Annotated in this window: 21 protein-coding genes and 1 pseudogene; 9 read left to right on the top strand and 13 right to left on the bottom strand. The window is 62.7% G+C overall.

Annotation, left to right across the window (positions count from 1 at the left end; translation table 11 throughout):
- Positions 1-10: 10 nt before the first annotated feature.
- On the bottom strand, positions 11-382 hold the full coding sequence (locus ACVWY3_RS02540) for an ATP dependent DNA ligase (protein WP_456837047.1): 372 nt from the start codon (positions 380-382) through the stop codon (positions 11-13).
- A gap of 993 nt (positions 383-1375) precedes the next feature.
- Between ACVWY3_RS02540 and ACVWY3_RS02535 the strand changes: the two genes are divergently transcribed.
- Positions 1376-3055: a PHP domain-containing protein gene (locus ACVWY3_RS02535; RefSeq protein WP_456837046.1), complete on the top strand. Its 1680-nt coding sequence runs from the start codon at positions 1376-1378 to the stop codon at positions 3053-3055.
- On the top strand, positions 3055-3618 hold the full coding sequence (locus ACVWY3_RS02530; protein WP_456837045.1) for an MOSC domain-containing protein: 564 nt from the start codon (positions 3055-3057) through the stop codon (positions 3616-3618). Before ACVWY3_RS02535 ends, ACVWY3_RS02530 begins: the two co-directional genes overlap by 1 nt.
- A 587-nt stretch (positions 3619-4205) precedes the next feature.
- Here ACVWY3_RS02530 and ACVWY3_RS02525 read toward each other — a convergent pair.
- Genes ACVWY3_RS02525 through ACVWY3_RS02515 form a run of 3 tightly spaced genes read right to left on the bottom strand, consistent with a single transcriptional unit; the run spans position 4206 to position 7219 of the window.
- A complete protein-coding gene (locus ACVWY3_RS02525; RefSeq protein ID WP_456837044.1) occupies positions 4206-5309 on the bottom strand; it encodes an ABC-type transport auxiliary lipoprotein family protein in 1104 nt (367 codons plus the stop codon).
- A gap of 3 nt (positions 5310-5312) precedes the next feature.
- Positions 5313-6080 (bottom strand): ABC transporter ATP-binding protein, encoded by a 768-nt coding sequence (locus ACVWY3_RS02520; protein WP_456837043.1) that lies wholly within the window; start codon positions 6078-6080, stop codon positions 5313-5315.
- A 2-nt stretch (positions 6081-6082) separates the two neighbouring features.
- Positions 6083-7219 (bottom strand): ABC transporter permease, encoded by a 1137-nt coding sequence (locus ACVWY3_RS02515; RefSeq protein WP_456837042.1) that lies wholly within the window; start codon positions 7217-7219, stop codon positions 6083-6085.
- 172 nt (positions 7220-7391) lie between these two features.
- Here ACVWY3_RS02515 and ACVWY3_RS02510 point away from each other — a divergent pair, with 172 nt between their 5' ends.
- Both ACVWY3_RS02510 and ACVWY3_RS02505 read left to right on the top strand, forming a co-directional pair.
- Entirely contained in the window at positions 7392-7670 is a 279-nt protein-coding gene (locus ACVWY3_RS02510) for a hypothetical protein (RefSeq protein ID WP_456837041.1), read from the top strand.
- Positions 7667-8155: a phage holin family protein gene (locus ACVWY3_RS02505; protein ID WP_456837040.1), complete on the top strand. Its 489-nt coding sequence runs from the start codon at positions 7667-7669 to the stop codon at positions 8153-8155. Before ACVWY3_RS02510 ends, ACVWY3_RS02505 begins: the two co-directional genes overlap by 4 nt.
- On the opposite strand, the gene ACVWY3_RS02500 is transcribed toward ACVWY3_RS02505, so the two are convergent.
- Both ACVWY3_RS02500 and ACVWY3_RS02495 read right to left on the bottom strand, forming a co-directional pair.
- Positions 8152-10848, bottom strand: a complete 2697-nt coding sequence (locus ACVWY3_RS02500) for a bifunctional acetate--CoA ligase family protein/GNAT family N-acetyltransferase (protein ID WP_456837039.1) — start codon at positions 10846-10848, stop codon at positions 8152-8154. The two genes, ACVWY3_RS02505 and ACVWY3_RS02500, sit on opposite strands and share 4 nt — an antisense overlap.
- A 159-nt stretch (positions 10849-11007) precedes the next feature.
- The gene (locus ACVWY3_RS02495; RefSeq protein ID WP_456837038.1) at positions 11008-11847 is read right to left on the bottom strand and encodes a universal stress protein; all 840 of its coding nucleotides are present in this window, start codon (positions 11845-11847) and stop codon (positions 11008-11010) included.
- A 181-nt stretch (positions 11848-12028) separates the two neighbouring features.
- On the opposite strand from ACVWY3_RS02495, the gene ACVWY3_RS02490 reads away from it, so the two are divergent.
- The gene (locus ACVWY3_RS02490; RefSeq protein ID WP_456843269.1) at positions 12029-13552 is read left to right on the top strand and encodes a bifunctional aminoglycoside phosphotransferase/ATP-binding protein; all 1524 of its coding nucleotides are present in this window, start codon (positions 12029-12031) and stop codon (positions 13550-13552) included.
- A 25-nt stretch (positions 13553-13577) separates the two neighbouring features.
- The gene (locus tag ACVWY3_RS02485; protein ID WP_456837037.1) at positions 13578-14555 is read left to right on the top strand and encodes a CHAD domain-containing protein; all 978 of its coding nucleotides are present in this window, start codon (positions 13578-13580) and stop codon (positions 14553-14555) included.
- On the opposite strand, the pseudogene ACVWY3_RS02480 reads toward ACVWY3_RS02485, so the two are convergent.
- From ACVWY3_RS02480 to ACVWY3_RS02460, 5 genes and pseudogenes are all read right to left on the bottom strand, one after another.
- Positions 14552-14880: pseudogene (locus tag ACVWY3_RS02480) on the bottom strand (poly-beta-hydroxybutyrate polymerase); the annotation flags it as partial. The gene ACVWY3_RS02485 and the pseudogene ACVWY3_RS02480 sit on opposite strands and share 4 nt — an antisense overlap.
- A 215-nt stretch (positions 14881-15095) precedes the next feature.
- Entirely contained in the window at positions 15096-15257 is a 162-nt protein-coding gene (locus ACVWY3_RS02475; protein WP_456837036.1) for a hypothetical protein, read from the bottom strand.
- 56 nt (positions 15258-15313) lie between these two features.
- A complete protein-coding gene (locus ACVWY3_RS02470; protein ID WP_456837035.1) occupies positions 15314-15559 on the bottom strand; it encodes a hypothetical protein in 246 nt (81 codons plus the stop codon).
- A 30-nt stretch (positions 15560-15589) separates the two neighbouring features.
- Positions 15590-15814: a hypothetical protein gene (locus ACVWY3_RS02465; protein WP_456837034.1), complete on the bottom strand. Its 225-nt coding sequence runs from the start codon at positions 15812-15814 to the stop codon at positions 15590-15592.
- A gap of 79 nt (positions 15815-15893) precedes the next feature.
- Positions 15894-16091 carry a hypothetical protein gene (locus ACVWY3_RS02460; RefSeq protein WP_456837033.1) on the bottom strand — a complete coding sequence of 66 codons (198 nt, stop codon included), beginning with the start codon at positions 16089-16091 and terminating at the stop codon, positions 15894-15896.
- Between the two features lie 1105 nt (positions 16092-17196).
- On the opposite strand from ACVWY3_RS02460, the gene ACVWY3_RS02455 reads away from it, so the two are divergent.
- Positions 17197-17502, top strand: coding sequence for a hypothetical protein (locus tag ACVWY3_RS02455; protein ID WP_456837032.1), 306 nt, complete (start codon positions 17197-17199; stop codon positions 17500-17502).
- Positions 17503-18566: 1064 nt separating this feature from the next.
- Here ACVWY3_RS02455 and ACVWY3_RS02450 read toward each other — a convergent pair.
- Both ACVWY3_RS02450 and ACVWY3_RS02445 read right to left on the bottom strand, forming a co-directional pair.
- Positions 18567-18827, bottom strand: a complete 261-nt coding sequence (locus tag ACVWY3_RS02450; protein WP_456837031.1) for a hypothetical protein — start codon at positions 18825-18827, stop codon at positions 18567-18569.
- A gap of 161 nt (positions 18828-18988) precedes the next feature.
- Positions 18989-19777, bottom strand: coding sequence for an SGNH/GDSL hydrolase family protein (locus ACVWY3_RS02445; RefSeq protein ID WP_456837030.1), 789 nt, complete (start codon positions 19775-19777; stop codon positions 18989-18991).
- Between the two features lie 125 nt (positions 19778-19902).
- Between ACVWY3_RS02445 and ACVWY3_RS02440 the strand changes: the two genes are divergently transcribed.
- On the top strand, positions 19903-21135 hold the full coding sequence (locus ACVWY3_RS02440; protein ID WP_456837029.1) for a hypothetical protein: 1233 nt from the start codon (positions 19903-19905) through the stop codon (positions 21133-21135).
- A gap of 5 nt (positions 21136-21140) precedes the next feature.
- A complete protein-coding gene (locus ACVWY3_RS02435) occupies positions 21141-21725 on the top strand; it encodes a protein-S-isoprenylcysteine O-methyltransferase (RefSeq protein ID WP_456837028.1) in 585 nt (194 codons plus the stop codon).
- Positions 21726-21808 lie beyond the last annotated feature (83 nt).

Below are 21808 nucleotides of genomic sequence, written 5' to 3'. Positions count from 1 at the left end.
GACGCGGCAATCAACGGCGCGTTCCTTTACTCAGTCCCTTGAACGAGCTCGCCCGGAGAAGACCTTCGGAGGTGACGTCACGGTACTCGATGTCGGCATAAAACTTGGGTTCGACCCACGTGGCCTTCGGCTTTCCGATGGTCTTGGTCAGCTTCTGCTTCGGGCTGATGACGGTATCGAGTGCCTTGCGGATCTGAGCGGAGGTGGTTCGGCTCCATCCTGTGCCGACCTTCCCCATGTAGACGAGATCCTTGCCTTCCTTCTTGCCCAGATAGAGCGCGGCACGGATCCTTGATGAAGCCGACCACGGGAAACTTGCCCTTTTGAACGACTTGATCTTCTGCCAAGCTTCGACCCGCTCCGATCGGTACGGCGCATCCATGCGCTTGGAGATAATTCCCTCATAGTTCAACTTGCCGGCGGCGACGAATAGCGCCTGCCCGTCACCCTTGTGATGTTCACTGAAGAAGACGGGCTCCTCGAGCCTGTGATCCTAAATCAGCTCCTTGAGCAGCCTCTTCCGCTCGAGCTGCGGCTCCTTGCGCAAATCCTTGCCGTCGAGCCACAGCAGAAGTAGATCAGGCGGTCCTGGTCGCCTCTGCCGAGGCCTGCCTGCAGTTCGGAGAAATTGGTGCGGCCCTTATGCATGACGACGACTTCGCCGTCGAAGATGGCCTGGCCCTCGAGATCGAAGGCGGCAGCGATCCTCGAAAACTTGCTGACCCAATTGTAGCCGTTGCGCGTGTAGTGAATCCACCGAGAGCCCGAAGGCGCCTTCAACTTCAGGGTCGCCAATTGGGGTCCGATGAACCCCGGCATTGTAGGGACCTCTGGCTCTGAGGTCCGGGGCGCCTTTGTACGCTTTGCCCGCTACGCAACTCACAAAAAACCCGCCGCCGGGTTGGGTCCGGGCGGCGGGCGGTCTACCTACCTTGGTCAACGAGTCTCGCAACTTCGTAGGCGGCGAGGAGTTCCAACGGCCCGCTGGTTCACAATCTTTCGCGCTTGCGCCCAGGCTGCAACGGGGGCCGAAGGGCAATACCGTCTTTCTTGGAGCCCATCGAACTCCCGACGAGAGCCGGCGTTTACTGACATCATGTCAGACGCATTCGATTACTTCCGAGCCTACGCGGTGCGAGCTCTCTGCAAAGCGAGATCCATGCCGCGGGGCAGCATGAAGCATCTGCAGCTGGTGGTGGGCCGGATTTACAATCTCCTCAAGAGGGAGGCTGCCTACGCTCCCAATATCCATCACCTTGAGGACTTTCGCGCAGCCCAGAAGCTCGAGAGCTCCCTCGATCGTCGGCCAGGTGACCGCCCCGGCGGTGGCCTTGCTCCAATGGCGACGCAAAGCGCGGACCGGGAGGTTCGCTGAATGCCAGCGCTCGACGCTCGCGGTGTGGCAAGTCTCCTGCGAGAGTACGCGCAGCGCACAGCGTTGCGAGGCGGTAATCCTTACCGGGCAAAAGCCTACTCGCGGGCTGCCGACGGCCTGGCGGCTCTTGCCCTCCCTCTGGACGTGCTTATCGCCGAAGACCGTCTTACGGAGATCTCGGGCGTCGGCGACGCGATAGCCGACATCATCACCAAGCTGCACAAGACGGGCACTCATCCGAGCCTGGAAAAGCTTCGGAAGGAAATACCCCCTGGCGTGCTTGAGCTGCTGGCAGTACCGGGTTTGCGGCCCGAGAAAGTGCTGCGCCTCTACAAGGATCTCGGCATCGCCTCGCTCGCGGAATTGGAAGCCGCGGCGAAGGACGACCGCATCAAGAAGGCGAAAGGACTCGGTGCTGCGCTCCAGACCAACATCCTGCAGAACCTGGCGATCGCCAAAAGCGGAGAAAGCCGCCTTCACCTTCACCGGGCCGCCGCCCTGCTCGCGCACGCGAAGGACTCGATCCGCAAGGCTCGCCCCGAACTCAAGCGCGTCACGATCGCCGGCGATTTCCGTCGAGGCTGCGAACTGGTCGGCAACCTCGCAATCGTTGCGGAGGCTGCCAAATCAGACAAGACGGCAATGCCATCGTCCGAAGGACTGCAAGTCCGGGTGTCCGACCGCAAACATTTCGGCGCCGCCCTTCTCTTCGCCACCGGCTCCGCCGCTCACATCGAGCAGCTCCGGACGCTGGCCGCCGAGAAGGACATGCGGTTGGACGCTCACGGCCTGCACAAGGGCCGCACACTGATCGCCGGCGAGGAGGCTGACATCTACCAGGCTCTCGGGCTGCCCTTCATCGATCCCGAGCTCAGGGAGGGCCGCGGCGAGGTCGAGCTGGCCTTGAAGGGCAAGTTGCCGAAGCTTGTGACCGACAAGGACCTGCGCGGAATCCTGCACTGCCACACCGATGCTTCCGATGGGACAGAGACCCTGGAGACCATGGCGAAGGCGACCCGTCAGCGCGGCTTCGAGTATTTCGGAGTGGCGGACCATTCCAAGTCCGTCCACTACGCCGGCGGCCTCTCCCTCGAGGAGATCGTGCAGCAGCACCGGGAAGCCGAGCGCCTGAACAAGCGTTTCGGCAAGGACTTCCGGATCCTGAAAGGCATCGAGTCCGACATTCTGGCGGACGGGTCGCTCGACTATGACGACGAGGTGCTTGAACGCTTCGACTTCGTGGTCGCCAGCGTCCACAGCCGTTTCAAGCTGGATCGCAAGGCGCAGACGCAGCGCCTGCTGCGGGCCATTTCCGATCCTCACACGACCATCATCGGCCACATGACTGGGCGGCAGCTCCAGCGGCGGCCGGGCTATGAGATCGACGTCGAGAAGGTGCTTCGGGCCTGTGTGAAGCACAACGTCGTCGTTGAGATCAACGCACATCCATGGCGGCTCGACCTGGAGTGGCGTTGGCACCAGGCGGCCCTCGAATTCGGCTGCATGATGAGCATCAATCCGGACGCGCACTCGATTCCAGAGCTCGACCACATGCACTGGGGCGTCGAGATGGCCCGCAAGGGCGGCGTCCCCGCCGACCGTATCCTGAATGCGATGACGCTTCCCGAGATCACGCGCTACCTCCGCCAGAAGCGGCGCTCGCTCGCCCGCGCTGCCTGATGTCGCACGCGCTCGACCTTTCGCTTGAGGGAAGGGTGATTTCGGTGGCTGCCGATCGCGGGCACCACTTCAGCAAGCCGCCACGGGATCAGATCGTTCTGGTGGAAGGCCATGGTGTCGAAGGTGACGCCCACGCCGGTCCGTTTGTCAGGCACCGATACCTCGCCCGTCGCCGGCCCCGGCTTCCCAATCTGCGGCAGGTTCACCTGATCGCATCGGAGCGATTTGCGGACCTCCGAGAAGCCGGCTTCGCGGTCGCAGCGGGAGACCTCGGCGAGAACATCACCACGGCTGGACTGGAGCTCGAACTGATGCCGCTCGGGACGCTGATCGAGCTCGGGCCCACGGCGATCATCGAGTTGACCGGCCTTCGGACGCCCTGTGTCCTGATCGACCGCTTCCGAGCTGGCCTGAAACGGCACGTGCTCTCGTCGGCAGAAACGGGCCCTCCGTTCAAAAGCGGGGTGCTGGGCGTGGTTCGGGCCGGTGGAGCGGTAGCGGTCGGCCATACCGCGCGGGTGCGCCTCCCGTGCACCTCGTTTCAGGCCTTGCCGGCGCTGTAAGAGCACGTGCACAACTCGGCCGATCGATGGCCGAATCGAACAGCGCTCGCTAGACCGGGCTGGCATGGCCGCAAACAAGGTAACGGCGGTACGCTTGGGGCTGGGGAGGCAATCGAAGGTCCGGGACTATCAAGCCGCCAACTCCGCTGGCGGCTTTTTCTTTGGCTCGACCGTCCCTCAGGAGGCATTCGCCCTCGCCCGTTCACGGGCCTCGCGGCGGCGTTCGCGCCGGCGCTTGGCGCAATCGGGGAGCTGCCGCAGCGGATGAACCTGCACTTGTTCGATAATCGGTGTGTCGCGGCTCCGAATATTGACCCCTTTCGGCTTCCAACATTGACCCTGGCTCACTGCTCCAATTCGGGGTCAATGTTGGGCGCCGGTCGGGGGGTCAAAAGCCGCGCCGATCGACACGTTCGGCTCGATCGTCACCACGGAAGCTCTCATCCACCGCTCCATGCGCCGGCTGGCCCCGCGTCAGGCCGGCTCACCGCGCGGGCTGCATTTTACTGCATCGCGCCAGAGCCGATTGACGAAGATCAATTTGGGCAGGCATGGCGGCCTTGCTCTGACGTGGAGCTCACAGGCCGCTAGACTGCCTGCACCGTCCAGCCGATCAGCTCCTTGACGATGCGGGCAAAGGCTGCGTCAAACGCTGCGACGGCTGCGGCCGGCTCGACCTTGTCGAGCTTCTCGCTGGCCTCAATGAGCCGCGATGCGACCACCTTGCCGTTCTTGTCGACGATCCGCGCCGACAGTCCGATCTCGACCCGCGTCTCGCGTTCGGTGGCGATCCGGAAGCGCCTGATGTCGATCAGGAGCTGGTACTCCGCCTGCCCGAGATCGGTCGTGCGCAGCGGCGCATGCGCGATGTCGTAGTTCTCAAAACTGTCGATGAGCCGCGCCTGCACCAGCTTTGGAATGCTGTCGGCCCAGAGGAATTCCGCAAAGCCCGGATTGTCCCCGCTGGGTGCGAACAGCATGCGCTGGGTCTGGAGCATCGCGACTGCGGTCGGCTCGGGAATGGCCAGTGACGCCGAGAGCGTCTTGCCAGACGACCCGAGATTCTGCGGCGCGCGCAAATCATAGGTGATCTTTTGCGCAGGCGTTCCGCCCCCCGTCATTTTCTCGAGCCCCGCCAGGATGCGATCGATCTTGCCGGTGTTGCGCGCGAGCCCGTCCGAGAACGTCCTGAGGTTGGCGATGGTGTCCTTCAGCGGACCGGAATTGTCCTCGAGCACGGTGTCCACCCGCCGCAGTGCATCGCGCGCGGCCTGCGTCATGCTCTGACCCGCGCCGGACTCCGCAATCAAGGTCACGGGTTCGCCGGATTTGGCGACGAGCACGCCACCCTCCAACGTCACCACCGGCACGCCGGTCAGCCCCTGGAAATCGAGCCCGAGCTTGGTGTCGGTGCGCACCGGCGTCGGCGCGGCCACGGAGATCGTCGCATTGACGAAGCGCGGATTGTCCGGCGCGAGCCCAAGCTCGGTCACCTCACCCACGCGGATGCCGTTGAACAGCACGCCGGCGCCCACCAGCAGGCCTGGTACAGGTCCCCGGAATTGCACGCGGTAATTCGTGCGCGGGCCGATGCCGCCGGTGTTGTTGAGCCAGTAGACGAAGCCGAACACCGCAAGGATCGCGGCCAGCACGAAGCTGCCGATCAGCACGAAGGGAGCGCGGGTTTCCATGTCTCATCTCATCTCGTGTTGCAGCATCTGCGAGCGCTTGCCGTGGAAATAGGCGCGCACCCAGGGATGCTCGGATTGCAGCAGCTCGCGCATCGGGCCGATCGCGACGATCCTGCCGTCGGCAAGCGCGGCGACGCGGTCGCAGACGGTGGTGAGGCTCGCGAGATCATGGGTGACCATGAACACGCTGAGCCCCAGGGTCTTTTGCAAGGTCCCGATCAGCGCGTCGAAATCGCCCGCGGCGATGGGATCGAGACCGGAGGTCGGCTCGTCCAGGAACAGGATCGGCGGATCGAGCGCGAGCGCGCGCGCCAGCGCCACGCGCTTGGTCATGCCGCCGGAAAGCTCCGACGGATATTTGTCGGCGTCCTGCGGCCGCAGGCCGACCATCTCGAGCTTGGCGATCGTGATCTCGTCCATCAGCTCCTGCGACAGCACCAGATTTTCGCGCAGTGGAAACTGGACGTTCTGCCGGACCGTCAGCGAGGAGAACAGCGCTCCCTGCTGAAACAGAATGCCCCACGTCGTGGCCGCGCCTTCCGTGCGGCCGCCGATCGGCTGCCCCATGACTTCGATGGTGCCGGCCTGGCGAGGAATCAGGCCGATGATGGTCCGCATCAGCACCGACTTGCCGCCGCCGGACGCGCCGACCAGCCCGAGGATCTCGCCGCGGCGGACGTCGAGCGAGAGATGATCGAGCACGGTCTGGCGGCCGAATCCGACTACGAGGTCGCGGACGCGGATCGCGAACTGCTCTTGCGCCGCCGCCATGGTCACATCCCGATCGAGGCGAAGAAGATCGCGAACAGGCCGTCGAGCACGATCACGAGGAAGATCGACTTCACCACCGACGTCGTGGTCTGCCGTCCGAGCGATTCGGCGCTGCCCTTCACGCGCAGGCCCTCGCTGCACGCCACGATCCCGATCACCAGCGCCATGAACGGCGCCTTGAGGATCCCCACCTCGAAATGACTGACGGAGATCGCCTCATGCAGCCGCGCGATGTAGATCGCCGGCCCCATGTCGCCATAGAACTGCGCGACCAGCCCGCCGCCATAGAGTGCCGCGATCGATCCGATGAACGCGAGGATCGGCAGCGCAATGACGAGGGCGGCAACGCGCGGCAGGATCAGGACGTGGACCGGGTCAAGGGCCATGGTCGACAACGCATCGATCTCCTCGCGCATCTTCATCGAGCCAAGCTCGGCGGTGTAGGCGCTTCCGGAGCGGCCGGCGACCATGATGGCAACGATCAGGACGCCGAGCTCGCGCAGCACTAGGATGCCGACCATGTCGACGGTGTAGGACTCCGCACCGAACCTGCGAAAATGAAAGAAGCCCTGCTGGGCGATAATGGCCCCGATCAGGAAAGTGATCAGCGCGATGATGGGGATGGCCTGCCAGCCGATCCGGTAGAGCTGATAGACCAGCGAGGTCAGCCGCAGCGATTGCGGCCGTCGCGGCACGCCGACGACGGCCATGAACAAGGCGCCGAGCATTTGCAGGAAGACCGCAATGTCTTCGCGCGCACCGACCGTGGATTTACCGAGATCGCCCAGCCTGAGCAGAACCGGGTTTGGCGCGGGCGCAGGCGGCGGCGTATGACGGTTGACCTGGCGTACCTCGTCCATCAGGCCGCTGAAATGATCGGCGACGCCGACGAATTCCGCCGACCCGCCGGATGACACCGCCCGGCGTGACAGCTTCTCCAGGACCCAGGCGCCGAGCGTGTCGAGCGCGCTGACGCCCGACATGTCGAGCGTCACGGCCGGCGATCGATCGACATCCACGCCGACCGACCCGGACAACGTTTCGAGCGTTGCCACATTGGCCGCGGTCCACGGCCCTTCCGGGCGCAGGTTCAGCACATCGCCGGAGGGCGTTGCCAGCAACAGCGGTTCGGTGCTCACGCTTCACCTCATCGGGACAACCGGTCCCCATTCCACCGGCATGTCTAGGCCAGGATGTGACGGCCGGTTTGACCTGTCTCAAGACCATCCGCTCGCCCTGCGGCTTGACGCAAATCAAGCACGGCCTGCTGGCGGCCCTTAGGGTCCCTTCATTCGATGGAGACCGAGATCCATGTTCGACAGCGACAGGATGAGCGACGAACTTCGCGCGCTGAAGGTGGACGTCACGCGGCTCCTAAGCACCGCCGGCGAGGAGATGTTCGACAGCTCAAAAGAGCGGGCGCAAGCTCTCGCCGATCAGATCAAGGCCGCGCTTGCCGAGCTCGGCGAGACCGTCAGCGAGGAGCAGGAGCAGCTTGAGGGCCTGATTGCCGATCGCCCGATCACATCGCTTGCCTCGGCTTTCGCGCTCGGCGTGGTCGTCGGCTTCATTCTGAGGAGACACTCGTGAATACGGAAAATGTGGTGAAGCATCTGCGCGTGCTGTGGCGTACCGACAGGATCATCGCGGATTTCAGGCTGCGCCAGCTGCTGACGGGCCTTGGCCTCCGCGCCTTTGCGGCCCTGATCGCGGCCTTCGGGCTGCTGGTGCTGGAGCTGTCGGCCTATTTCGCACTGGTCCAGATCTGGAGCGCCATCGTGGCGGCGGCCATTCTGGGCGCCGTCAATTTCCTCATCGCGGGGGTTCTCCTCGTCATCGCCGGTCGTCCTCCGTCCGGCCGCGACATCGAGCTCGCCAATGAAATTCACGGCGCATCCATCGAAGCCCTTCAGCTCGAGGCGCGCGCGCTTCAGGCCCAGCTCTCAGGCGCGGTTCACCATCCGCTCAGCACAATTGTTCCAGTGCTGGTGCCGCTGATCACGATCATCGTCAAGAGCCTGCGGAAAAGTGCCAACGAGTCCACCACCGCAACGTCGGCCGAGGCACGCTCCTAGCGAAGCTTCAGCCGAACGTCGCAAATCTCCGGCTCGGCCGGATCCGGCTTCACTTCGAAGCCGAGCTGCCGGCACATATCGAGCATCACGGTGTTCTCCTGGAGCACGTCGCCCGAGATGGTCTTCAGCCCTTCCGACTTCGCGTAGTCGATGATCAGCTGCATCAAGGTCCATCCGAGCCCCCTGCCCTTGAGGTCGGAGCGCAGCAGGATCGCATATTCGCCGCTCTCATAGACCGAGTCCGAATGGAGCCTGACCACGCCGACCATCTCGTTGGTGGCCCCGTCGAACGCGATGAAGGCCATGGCGCGCGCATAGTCGAGCTGGGTCAGGCGCGCGATGAATTCGTGGGTGAACTCCTTCATCGGCGCGAAGAAGCGCAGGCGGAGGTCGTGCTGCGTGACGTGGCGCAGGAATTCGTGGATGGTCGGCTCGTCCTCGGGACGCAGCGGCCGCACGAAGATGCGCCAGTCGTCCTTGAGCGCGAGGCGGCGCTCCCATTGCGACGGATAGGCGCGAACGGCGAAATTGGCCGGGCCGGAGCCGGCGAACTTCCGCAGCGGCGGCCCCACCGCGACACGGGCATCGACCGCGGTCACGCCGGTCTCATCCGCAATCAACGGGTTGATGTCGAACTCTCGAATCTCGGGAATATCGGCCGCCATCTGGGCCAGCTTGACCAGCACCATGGCGACGGCATCCTGCTTCACCGCGGGCACGTCCCGGTAGGCCTTCAGCAGGCGCGACACGCGCGTACGCTCAATCAGGTGACGGGCCAGTTGCAGGTCGAGCGGCGGCAGCGCCAGCGCCTTGTCGTTGATGATCTCCACCGCCGTCCCGCCTCGGCCGAAAACGACGACGGAGCCGAAGGTGGGATCGTCGGCAAGGCCGAGGATCAGCTCACGCGCCTTCGCCTTGACCACCATGGCCTGCACGATGACGCCCTCGATGCGGGCTTCGGGGCGCAGCTTCCGCGCCCGAGCGAGAATGTCGGTAGCAGCCGCGCGCACCGCCTCCGGCGTGGTGAGATTGAGCACGACGCCGCCGACATCCGACTTGTGGGTGATGTCGCGCGACATGATCTTCAGCACGACGGTCGCGCCTTTCGCGAACATGACCTTCGCATGTGCCACCGCCTGCTCGACGTCATCGGCGGCATAGGTCGGCACCATCGCGATATCATAGGCTTCGAGCAGGTGCTTGATCTCCACGGGCTCGAGCCATTTGCGGCCGTCGGCGATCGCGGCGGTGACGATCTGCCTGGCGGCGCGGGCGTCAGGCACGAAGGTGTCGGGCATCGCCGGCGGAACCTCGCTCAGCTCCTCCACCACTTCACGATGCCTCACCAGATGCATGAAGCCGCGCACGGCATCATCCTCGGTCGGGTAGTTCGGAACACCGGCGCCGGAGAGCGCTTGGATGATGCTCTGGTCGGCGCCGACCCAGGCGGCCAGCACGGGCTTGGCCCATCGGCCCTGCTGCTTACGGTATTTGCCGACCAGCTCCGTCACCGTCGCAGCGATGTCGGCGGCCGAGGCGATCGCCGTCTGCACATTGAGGACGAGGACGGCATCATTGTCGCAATCGGCAAGCAGCACCTCCAGCGCCGCCGCATAGCGCGCTGCATCCGCATCGCCGACGATGTCGACGGGATTTGCGCCGGACCAGGTCGCCGGCAGCACCGCATCGAGCTTCGCGCGTGCCTCAGCCGAGATGCTTGCGGGAATGCCACCGAGCTCGACCAGGCGGTCGACGGCGAGGACGCCGATGCCGCCGCCATTAGTCAGGATGGCAAGGCGTTTTCCGGCCGGCGATTCGACGCGGCCGAGCGTCTCGGCGCAATCGAACAGCTCGCGCAGATCGGAGACCCGCAGCACGCCCGCGCGGCGGAACGCCGCGTCATAGACGGCGTCGGCGCCGGCGAGCGCGCCCGTATGCGTCGCGGCCGCTTTCGCCCCCTGCGCCATGCGGCCGGACTTTACCACGACCACCGGCTTCACGCGCGCGGCGGCGCGCGCCGCGGACATGAATTTGCGCGCGTCCTTGATGGCCTCGATATAGAGCAGGATCGCGCGGGTCTTGTGATCCATCGCGAAATGATCGAGCAGGTCGGCAATGTCGACGTCGATCTGATCGCCGATCGTGACGATGCCGGAAAAGCCGACGCCGCGCTGCGCGGCCCAATCGACCATGCCCGCCGCGATGGCGCCCGATTGCGAGATCAGCGCGAGATTTCCAGCGCCGGGCATGTGCGCGGCGAAGCTGGCATTGAGGCTCACGGCGGGCATCATGATGCCGAGGCAGTTCGGCCCGACCAGCCGCATGCCGTATTTATGAGCCGCGGCGATGGCTTCCTCTTGCAGCGATCCCGGCCCATGACCGAGCCCGGCCGAAACGATCAGCGCGCCGGCCGAGCCGCGACGTCCTGCCTGGTCGATAATGCCAGGAATCTCGCGCGCCGGCGCGGTGATGACGACGAGCTCGGGGACGAAAGGGAGCTTGTCCAGATTCTTCACCGCTGCAATGCCAGCGATTTCGGCATGGCGCAGATTGACGAGGCCGAACTGCCCCTTGAATTCGGCCTTCCGGATGTTCTCGAGAACGGCGCGCCCCACCGACACCGGGCGGGCGCTCGCCCCGACGAGCGCGACCGAACGTGGCGACAGCAGATTCTTCAGGCGATAGGTGGACATGACAGCAAATGCGCCCGGCCGCTAGTGGTTCCGATGGTCGAAGGTCAGGACGAAAGACTGGTCGCGCGGCAAAAGCGCGATGACTCATCATCGTGCTTTAGGTTATTGTTTGAGCATGATCTTTTCGGAAATCCGCTGCGCAGTTTTCCGCATCATGCTCTAGTGCGAGATCATAACCCAGCAAGGTGGCTGGCCAATGACGGTCTTTGTCGCACCGCCCCAGACGATCTCGTTCAGGCGCGAATGATGATAGGCGCCCATCACGATGGCATCGATGGCATGGGAATTCGCCCAGCTTCCGAGCACCTTGCCGGTCGAGCTGCCGCCGCCCTCTGTCGTTTCGAAGGAGGCGTAGATCCCGTGTTCCCTGAGATGATGGACGAGATCCATGCCTGATTGGCTGATCGCCTCGGTCTTGTCGTCCGTCACCGTGAGCACCCGTACGGACGCGGCGGCCTGAAGAATGGGCAACGCGTCGCCGACGGCCCGTGCGGCACGGGCGGAGTGATCCCAGGCAATCATGACACTCTCGAATTCCGGTCGCAGCTCGTCCACATGCTGTTCCGGGCAGAGCAGCAGCGGCCGGCCCGATTCGAACAGCAGCGCCTCAATGATGTGTTCCGTTCCGCTGTCATGCGGCCTTACGGGGACCAGCGTGAGATCGGCAAAGCGCGCATGCTCGGCCAGGATCAAGGCGATCTGGTCTGCCGGCACCTTGGCCGATCGGCTCTGGGCGCGAATGTTGGCACGGGAGGCTGCCTGCGTGAAAACGTTCAGGAGTTGCTGCGTGTCGCCTAGCTCGTTCGAACCGCCGGCCCGCGCGGGCTCCGGCTCGCCGGGGCATATGACCTTCGGCCGCACGAAAACTTCCTCCTCAAGCGCAAGGGCGGTGATCCTAGCGCCGAGGTCGGCGGTCACGGCCACGCATTTCTCGATCGCTGCGAGCGTCGGCCCGCGCGGCTGGCCGACAAGCGGCAGAAAGACATCTTTGATGGGCATCGGAATTCTCCTTGCCGGTCAGGATACGCTTGCCTTTCGTCGGGTCTCTTGATCCTTCTCAAGGCAGGAACCAGCCGCTGGCGGCGCGCCTTGATGGATGTCAAGGACTGGCCGCGGTCCGGCTCTAAAGGCTAGCTTGGGGCCTCAGCGCTCGGCGACCTATCGGGACATGCCCGCAGAGATGACGGATGATTCTGCTAACCAGGAACGGGTCTTCCAGGCGCTCGGCGCGCGTCCCGGCGTGGAACGGATCGACACGCACGCAGCCTCGGTGTTCCTCGACGGCACGCGCGCGCTAAAGATCAAGCGGGCTGTCAAATTTCCGTTCCTCGACTATTCGACGCTCGAAAAGCGCAAGATCGCCTGCGAGGAGGAGATCAACATCAACCGGCCGCTCGCCCCGCAGATCTATCATCGCGTCGTAGCGATCGCCGAAGAGCCGGACGGATTGGTGCAGGTCGAGGGAAGCGGCCGGACGATCGAGTATGCCGTCGACATGTCCCGTTTCGACGAAAGCCGCACGCTGGATCATTTGGCGAAGGCCGGCCCGCTGGATGCGGAGCTGGGTTCATCCATCGCAGATGCGATCGGAGCGTCGCATGCGCAAGCAACGGTCGCTGACGGTGCTGCGTGGGTCAATTCCGTTCCCGCCCTGATCGACGGCAACAGCAACGGCTTGCGCGCCGGCGACCATCTCGAGCGGGCGGCGATCGAGCAGCTTGGCAAGGCCTCACATGCGATGTTCCTGCGCCTCCGCGCCATGCTCGAGCAGCGCGCCCGCCGTGGCTTCGTGCGCCGCTGTCACGGCGACTTGCACCTTGCCAATATCGTGCTGATCGAGGATCGGCCCGTCCTGTTCGACGCGATCGAGTTCGATACGCAAATGGCAACCGTGGATGTGCTCTACGATCTCGCGTTCACGCTGATGGACCTGCTGCGCTACAGCCAGGCGAACGCCGCCAACGCGGTGCTGAACCAATATCTGACGCAGGCGCCCGTCGAAACTCTCGACGCCCTGGCCGCGCTGCCGCTGTTCATGTCCATCCGCGCGGCGATCCGTGCGCAGGTAGCGCTGGCGCGGCTCGAGCGGCTGGATGCCGACCGGACCGGAATTCTCGACGATGCGCGTCGCTATTTCGAGCTCGCCCGGAGTTTGATTGATCCGCCCGCCCCTCGCCTGATCGCTGTTGGCGGACTGTCGGGCACCGGCAAGTCCGTCCTCGCCCGTGCACTGGCTCCCGCCGTGGCGCCCGAGCCGGGCGCCGTCGTGCTGCGCAGCGACGTCATTCGCAAGCAGTTGTTTCAGGTCGGGCAGACCGACCGGCTGCGGCCCTCCGCCTATGGGCCTGAGGTGACGGCGCGCGTCTACGAGGTGCTGATGCAACGTGCCCGGCAGGTGCTGGCGCAAAGCCATTCTACCATCGTCGATGCCGTCTTTGCGCGCGAATCCGAACGGGACGACCTCGCCGCCCTGGCCCGCACCTGTGGCGTGCCGCTCAATGGATTATTCCTGGTCGCAGACCTCGCCACCCGAAAGGCGCGAATCGGCGGCCGTCAAGGGGATGCTTCCGACGCCACGCAAGAGGTTGCCGCGCTGCAAGAGCACTATAGTATCGGCCATATCGGTTGGGCGACCATCGATGCATCCGGGACACAGGCGCAAACGCTGGAGCGCTGCCGGGACGCGATCGCTGAGGGCAAATAGGGCAATCTGATTGGCGCGGGCTAGGATGGCGCGACCCACCAAGAGTTCGGCGGCGGCGGTCGCGCTCGCCAAGCCCGCGGCGCGCCGTGGCGACCTGCCCGGCCGGCTCAGCCCCGGCATGGCCTGCGATACGGCATTCCGGATCATTGCCCGCCGTCATCTCGATGACGTCCTCGCCCAGCATGAGGGCACATGCCGCGGTGACCCGGAGGCGCTGCACCAGATCCGGATCGCACTGGCGCATCTGCGCACCGCAATCCGCTTTTTCGCACCCATGGTCGATGACGCGCTGCGGCCAAGCGTCTGGACCGAGCTGAAATGGCTGAACAGCCAGCTCGGCATGGTGCGGGACCTCGACGTGGCGATCGAGCGCGTCGTCGCCGAAAGCGGCGAGGAGCTCGCCGTGATCGCCGAGCTTCGGCATTGGGACGAGAAGCGCGCCGAGAGCCACCGCCTGCTGACACGCGCGCTGCAATCGGCGCGATATCGCCGCCTGGTCGAGCAGACCTCGGCCTGGATCAAGAGCGGCCCCTGGTCGACCCGGCGCAGCAAAGAGGCCGTCAGGCTGCGCCGCTGCACGCTCGCCGAGCACGCCACGGCGAAACTGACGGAATGGGAAAAGACGCTGCTCAAGAAAGCGCGCAAACTCCGCAAACTCGACACCGAAAAGCGGCACAAGCTGCGGCTGCTCAACAAGCGGCTGACCTATTCGATCGAATCGCTGCAGGATCTTTTCGCCGAGGATTCGCTGACGAAGCAGAAGTCGATCCTCAAGCAATTGCGCAGGGCGCAACGCTCCCTCGGACAGCTGAACGACGATGCGCGAGGGCAGACGCTGGCAGCATCCTTGAACGAGGCGGCCCCCGAGGCCCACATTCGCTTCCTCGACCGCAAGCGGGAAAAGAAGCTGCTGCGAACCGCCGCAGAAGCCTACCGCAACCTGGACAAGGCAAAGCCGTTCCGCTCGTCCGACCTCGCGCCGAATGCCGAGCCTGAGGATTAGGTGTGGACGTAATGGCCCGGCGCGTCGCCTAGATCGCCCCCGATCTGGGGTGGGCCGTAGAGCTCGCCCGAGTGCGCCACCAGCCATTGCCCTCATTTCCGGCCACCAGGAGCCTCCGACATGCGGCGCCAGCTTCAGCCACTCATCCGGGCCGACATAAGGCGCATCCGCAGCCTTGGTCATGACCTGATAGCTGTGCCCGGGCTCGCCCGGGGGCGACGACACAGGCATTGTGTCCACCGCTGGTCAACAGGAACGTCACGTCGGCCTCGACCTGATGGTGGACCTTGTACACGGATGTCCACGGCGCAACGTGATCCGCGACCGGCAAGCTCGGCAACGAGCCCGCGTATCGTGAAATCGCCGTCCTTGATCCCGACCTCCTGCGGCGAAAGACAGCCTCATTCATGCCACGCGAAAGTGCCGTGAGCGCTGGTTCACATACGCGGTCCGGACGCCGAATGGCGAGCTGCATTTCCTGCCAGCGCGGCCGACGCCAGCGACGATGCTCTTCTCGGGCCCGGGAGAGGCCCGAGAGACTCAGTCCATCCCGTCCTTCGGGACCGGCGAAGCATTGGCGCGGCGTTCGTAGTCTTCCGCCAAGGCCGTGAGCCACTGGATCACCTCCGGATCAGTAATCGAGGCAGCCAGGCGCCGGCACCTCCGCGCTTCGGCCAGCAGTCGGGCCTTCTCGTCTTCCATGGCAATCCCAGTTCGCTTCCTCCGAGCGGGTCGTGGCTTCCTCGCTGCCGTGTTCGTCAGCCGTCCTTCAACGCGTCCTTGACGTCCCCTACCGGCCAGCTCTCGCCCGCTGGCCTCACGCGCACCCTGCCGCTGCCGCCAAGCAGTTCGTGCGTGGCAACCTCGTCCTGGGCTTCAACGACTGTCAGTTCGGTCTCAGGTTTCCAGCCGAGCGTCAGGTCGAGATCGCCCGGAAATATCTGCCAGCGCGAGCCGTCCTCAAGCTCGACGATGTGGCTATCGGAGTGGGAGCGGATCTTCATCCAGCGCCTCCCTGATGCCGAGTGCGACGGCTACTTCCGCCCCGACGGCACTTGGGCATTCGAGTCGCTCGGGTTCTTCTGCTTGTTGGCCTCATGGTGCCCGATCGCGCATCCCGCCGCGGCGCCAAGCTTGCCGTGGCCCGCCACGTGGCCGGCGACGCCGCCGACGATGGCACCCTTGATGCAGCCCTTCGCTTCCGCCGGCGAGAACGACGCCAGCGCGAGCAGGCACAAGACGGCTAGGATTGGCTTCATGGTCTCCTCCACTTCTGCACTTGTCCGCCGGATCAAGTCGCGGGAATGCGGCGCGTTCCGGGAACCGTCGCCAAGAGGCTCAGGCGGCGTCGAGACCACCTTGCGAGGAGAGTGGCGAGAGGGCGGCACGCCGGAGCCGCCCGGCTTCCTCGTTGCCGCACTTGGGACATCGGAAGGCGATCTCGCGCTGCGAGAACGTGTCCTTCCCGGAGCTGATGGCCATCGGCCAGGTACCGCACCGGGGACACTTCACCAGCAGGTCATTCGTTTCCAGCATCGCTACGGCTCCTTAGATTGAAGGTCCATAGCCCGCCAACCACATGGCGGAGACGCCGTTCCGCGCAGGACTGCCATCGTTTCGCAGCCCCTCTCCGGAGTCGTCTTGCCCCGTCGATGCGTTGACAATCCTACGCGCGTGCTCGACGGAGGGCCGCTTCGACCTTCTCCCTTTGCTTGTCGTAGCGCTTCTGCTCAGCCTCGGCGCGTTTGTCCAAGGCCGCACGTTCGGCCTCGATCGCGGCCACCCTCTCCTGGTGCTCCCGCCTGGTTTTGTCAAAGACCGCCAGCGCCTTGGCGGTCGCCTTCTCCCAACGCTCGCGCTCCCTCGCCCGGGCAGCTCCTCCTTGCGGCGCTCGGCGTCGCGCCGTTTCCGCTCTCTCTCGGACACCAGTGCGGCCTTGCGGGCATCCTTGTCGCTGATCTTGGGAGCCGACCGCTTCTTCGGCTTCGGTCGCTTTCGCTCGCGCTTGCCCGAGCCCTCTCCGCGTCCGAGATCGGTCGGCAGTTCCGTGCTCGCTGAAGCGGCCGCTCGATCCCGCAGGACGCCTGAGCACGACGCAGGGCTTCCGGGCCAGGCTTTATCATTCGTGTGGGTCTCTTACGTGAACTCGTCGCACGGATACAACCTGATGAGAAAGAGCTCGCCGGGATCCGCCAACAACTCAAGGAGGAAGTTGCCGCCAGCAATAGGCCCCGCAAAAAGAAGGACCAAAAGAATGTCTGATACCCTTTGGTGCCCCACTTTCCAGCAGCGAGCATCAACGAGCACCGCATCTTTCTCGCTCAGCGATGTGCGGAGTGCGGCGGGTTCTTAGACTGGATTAAAACGAACGCACCGAGGTCGAGTTCAAAGAGATCGACATCGGGTACAAGCCTAAGGAAGAGGAGCAAGAAGAAGAAACTACGCGGGCCGAGGAAACGGAAACAATGCTGAGGCCGAATGCTGACCAAAGCAAGAAGAGCCCACCTAACATGTTAACGGCTTGCCACCTTTTTCCCGGTCAGCTGTAGAATCTTCTTCATGTGAGGATCTCGAAGGAATAGCTTCCGTTTAGTTCCAGATTTCGCAAATTCATTTGAAACATTGTGTGGGGGACGTTGCGATGGCAAAGTCTTCAGTTTCCCGTGAGGCCTTTCGTGGGTTGTTCGCCTTTTATGCGGCCAAGGCCCACCATGATCATAATGGTGTCGCCGAAGGCCGGCTTCTCACGCTATTTGGATCAAGCGAACACATCCCGCACGGGCTGTTGGAGTTGTGGTCATCACGGACCGAGCTGCTTGGCTCGGAGTCCATTGGCAACATAATGTCACCGCTCGCTCATCAGATCCTGGACGGCGGCGCAGAATACAACCACGCCAGCGACTTCCTTCATCGACTGTTGCGAGAGTTAGACCGAGACGACCATTAATCGCGATTACGAGTGGCTGACGCTGAGCTGTGGCAAACTACTCTGACAGCGTTGGTCGATCGCCTGGATTTTCGTTCGACGCTGCACCTCGAAACACGACGACGAACCGATCGCCGTCCCAAAGCTCAACCTCGTGCTCGCTATACATTTGTTCGGCTCGACGTCTCGCCGCCCGCTCGTCGATGCAGTCGAGTTTTGCGGCGCAGATCACTCGCCGGTTGCTGTCCACCACGAACACTGGCGTCTGCTATCAGACTGCGGGCCGTAGGCAGGTAAGCGGCTTGGGCCGAAGCATCGAGGATTTCATTTTCGCTGATGACGTAGGCTCTCAGCTTGGCCCCTTGAGCGTGGAGGCCCTGGACAGCGATGGCGCCGATTGCGATGCCCGCGAGCAATGTCATCGAATGTTGAATTTTCGTGACTTCCTCCCAGTTGCTTGCCGACAGCCAATAGTACTGCTTTTTAAGACCGTGCAGTGAGTAATCTAGGCACCGGCTTCGGAATCAGTCCGGCACCCGGCGTCCAACACAACATGAAAGAGGTTCGTCAGCTTCGGGGCCAGAACCGGAAGCTGCCGATCGTTTGTGGGTGAGGTAGCGATCACACGCGGCGTTCTTCAAATTGTTGATCCTGCCGATGCCCCGGTAGACCGCTCGCCCCGCGCCGATACGAAACTACTATGCTGGAGCTGACCAGCTCTAGCCCCCTAGTATTCGACGCACGCAGAGCACTCTGATTTCGTTAGTCCGACGCAGTTGCTCAGCGGTCGGGGTACTAATGGAGCCGAGAGTCTCGCTACCAAAATTCGCTTCCATCTCCGAGGCCATGCAGTTGCAAATTTGCAAGCAAGCGTCCGTTGAAAAGCCACCTTGCTGCTCGCAACCGCTTCGGCACGATGAGAGAAATTGCGGTCGCCAATCTGCAGCCTCGGCGATTGTTACAATATCGATTGCAGCTATCGTCAGAACCAAGAGAAACGCGTGCATTACTTTGCTTCCCTTTTCTATTTTGCTGGGGTGCCGCTCCAATTCGACTCCGCCTATTTGCCTCTAGCAAATATCTTGCTATCTGCGTGGTTTTACCCTGAAGCGGAACCACAAATGACCGATCAGCGATAGGGCGATGACGGCCACAATGATCGGGAGCCAAATCGAGATAGTTATGATGAACAGAGAAATGATGATCACACGTCCAAAGACCGATTCTGTGATCGGATTCTTAAGACCAGCGAAATAGGCGTAGATAATAAAAATGGTGGCTGGCACCATCCAGGCGGCGACAAGCACCAGTAACAGGTCAACAAGTTGGCTGGCATAATGGTGCATGAGCGCACCTCCTGACAGCGTCTGCGCGAATTGCTGTCACCGCTGCGAGAATTGCGGTGATCGTCGCGTTCGCGGGCATCTGCACGCTCGGCGCCGCTGTCCCGCCCGGCGCCCAAATTCATGCGAAGCCGCAGCCTTCAATTCGCCTGAGCTAGGGACTCTCAACGCGCACTCGCGGAGATGGCTCGGGCAAGGGCTCGCCCAATGCAGTCATATCCATCGGCCGTGTTGTGCAATCCGTCCCACGTTACAAGCTCGCTTTGCGCAACTCCGGCACTGATCGAATTTCGCATCAGCGCAAAACGAGAGAATAGCCCGACCCGTTCCTGCTTCGCGACATCCGCGATGATGCCCTCCATCGTTGAGTAGCTGGCGGAAGCAAGCACCTGCGGTGCATATTGCAGATCCATCAACACGACATCTGAAGACCCTGCCTTGAGTGCCCTTACCCCTTCAAGAACGGTCTTTTTGAGGCCTTGGTCTGGCCGCCCCCCCCAGGCGACGTCGTTGGTGCCCAGTTGCCAGATAACGAGATCAGGTGCATGGGCGAAAACATCACGCTCGAAGCGAGCGATGTTGTTCGGAATCGTGTCGCCGACTCGACCGCTGTTGATGACGTCGATCTTGGCGTTCGATCTAAGCCTCGACAGCTCCCGGCGCATCACCTCAGGATATGTGGCCGCGGACCTAACCTGCCAGAGTCCTACTGTCGACGATGATCCGATTGCGACAATCTTTAGCGGCTCACCAGATCTCAAGCGCACCGCCGTGCGGGGCAATTGTGCGCCCAGCGAGATATCCAAATTTGCCGCAAGACATCTCTCCCGAGATGATATCTCGTCCTGCGCTTGAGAGGGCGCCGTGCTGGACAATCCGATAATCATAGCAGCGCCGATCGACGCTATTGCTCGAGCGGTTCGGATTTCACCTCGCAAAATAAAACGACCCATGTTCCCCCATAACTGGTTGATTCTCTCTTGACAATCCTCAAACGTTCATCTCGTTTGATTACAGGTCGATTGACGCGTGGGCAGTGAGTAACACGATGAGTCCGCGGAGAGTCGCGTGTAAGACCATGGCCGAAAAGCCTGTAGCGAAGCGGCTGGTGTTCCATATCGGCGGCTATGATCCAATCACGGCGCATGTCAGCGCGCAACGACGCTTTGTGCGCGAGATTGCCAGGTTCCAACGTACGTGGTCCGTGAAAGCGGCCGTTGACGGTTCGCATGATACCGCCGACCAGATACAGTGGAATGTCACGACGAGGGGCCCCGGCTGGCTGGTCGAAACCGATTACCGTCTGGTCCGATGGCACGACGTAATTGAGGCCTTCGGGCGTCGGAGCACTGGCGCACGCATTTCCGTCGGCATTCTTGCGTTTCTGGATTTCGTTTGGGCCGGAACTCTTTGGCGTTACTTGCAGACGAACTGGCGCTACGCACTTTTCTTTCTCTATCCATTGGTCACGTTCGGACTGCTCGTCGCAGCCGCCTTCTTGATCGGCGTGTTTGCATTCAAGATCACCGGATCAATTGCAATTGCTAGCGGTGGCGGTCTCCTCGGGTTCGCAGCCGCTTTGGCGGGCCCGTGGCACTGGCTGCATCTGGGCGCCTTGTTCGATGACTGGATTTTTTCGCGCGAGTATATTCGATGCGGCAATTCGGCAATCGAGCAAAGGCTCGACAGGTTGGCCGCCGAGCTCGTGGCCGCGGCAAGCAACTCTGCCGCAGACGAAATTTTGGTCATAGCGCATAGTCTTGGCGCCGTACTTGCGGTTGATCTACTTGATCGCGCCTTGAAACTGGACCCTGCGCTCGGTCGGAACAAAACTCCCCTTACGTTCTTGAGCGTTGGTTCATCGATACTCAAGATCGGCCTGCATCCGAAGGCAATACGCTTTCGCACGGCGATGGAACGCGTCGCCAAGTCGCCCGCGATCTTCTGGGGCGATTATCAAGCGCTCGTCGACCTGTTGAACTTCTACAAAAGCCGGCCAATGGCCGAAATGGGCTTGTCGACGGAGAACGAGGCGACCGTGAGGGTCGTGAAACTTAGTCGAATGCTTGACGACGACATATATCGACGCATCCGTTTCAATTTCTTCCGCTTGCATTGCCAGTTCGTCAGTGGAAATGACAGGCGAACATCATACGACTACTTCATGCTCACATGCGGACCTGTTTCAGCCAAAGCCCAGACGCTCGCCCCGGATGGCGCCGTGTCGATGATCGCTGAGGACGGAGGGCTTATTGCGAGCGCGCCGCTGTCGGAAAGCGAACTGCCAGGCAGCCCGGTCGCGGCAGCCTAGTTTAAATGACGCCCACCATTTCAAAAGTCATTTTCGTTGCAATGGCGATCGGCTGGTACCTCATACGTCATAAGTACGCGCGGCGTTCCCGCCGTGAGAAGGTTGTGTGGAGCGCTCGCGGCCCCCGGGAAACTGCGCTTCTGCTCATATCCCTTTCAGGACTTGGACTTGTTCCGCTCGTCTACGTAGCGACAGGAATTCCTCATTTCGCAGCTTACAGCTTTCATCCCTCGTTGGCTTGGGCGGGGTCTCTCGTTGCGATTGCCGCATTGGGCGTATTTCACCTGACTCATCGTGCACTCGGCCGGAATTGGTCGATAAGTCTCGACGTGCGGGAGAATCATAAACTGGTGACGGACGGGATTTACCGGAGAGTTCGACACCCGATGTATTCGGCATTTTGGCTCTGGGCTATCGCCCAGGCATTGCTACTGCCCAATTGGATTGCCGGTTTCGCCGGCCTGGCCGGCTTCGGGATCTTGTTCTTTGGCCGCGTCGCAAGAGAAGAGCGAATGATGCTGCAGACATTTGGCGGCACCTATCGCGAGTATATGGCGCGGACCGGTCGTGTCTTCCCGCGGATCTTCTGAAGTAGGTGCCGAACGCTCGATTTGTGGGACAACGAAATCGATTGGAACCAAATACCTCAATTTGCGTGCTTTTTTCGCAACAG

This window comes from Bradyrhizobium sp. USDA 4486 (genome assembly GCF_054057995.1).
Note: the sequence above shows the minus strand (reverse complement) of the source record. Positions and strands in the feature narration are given on the sequence as shown.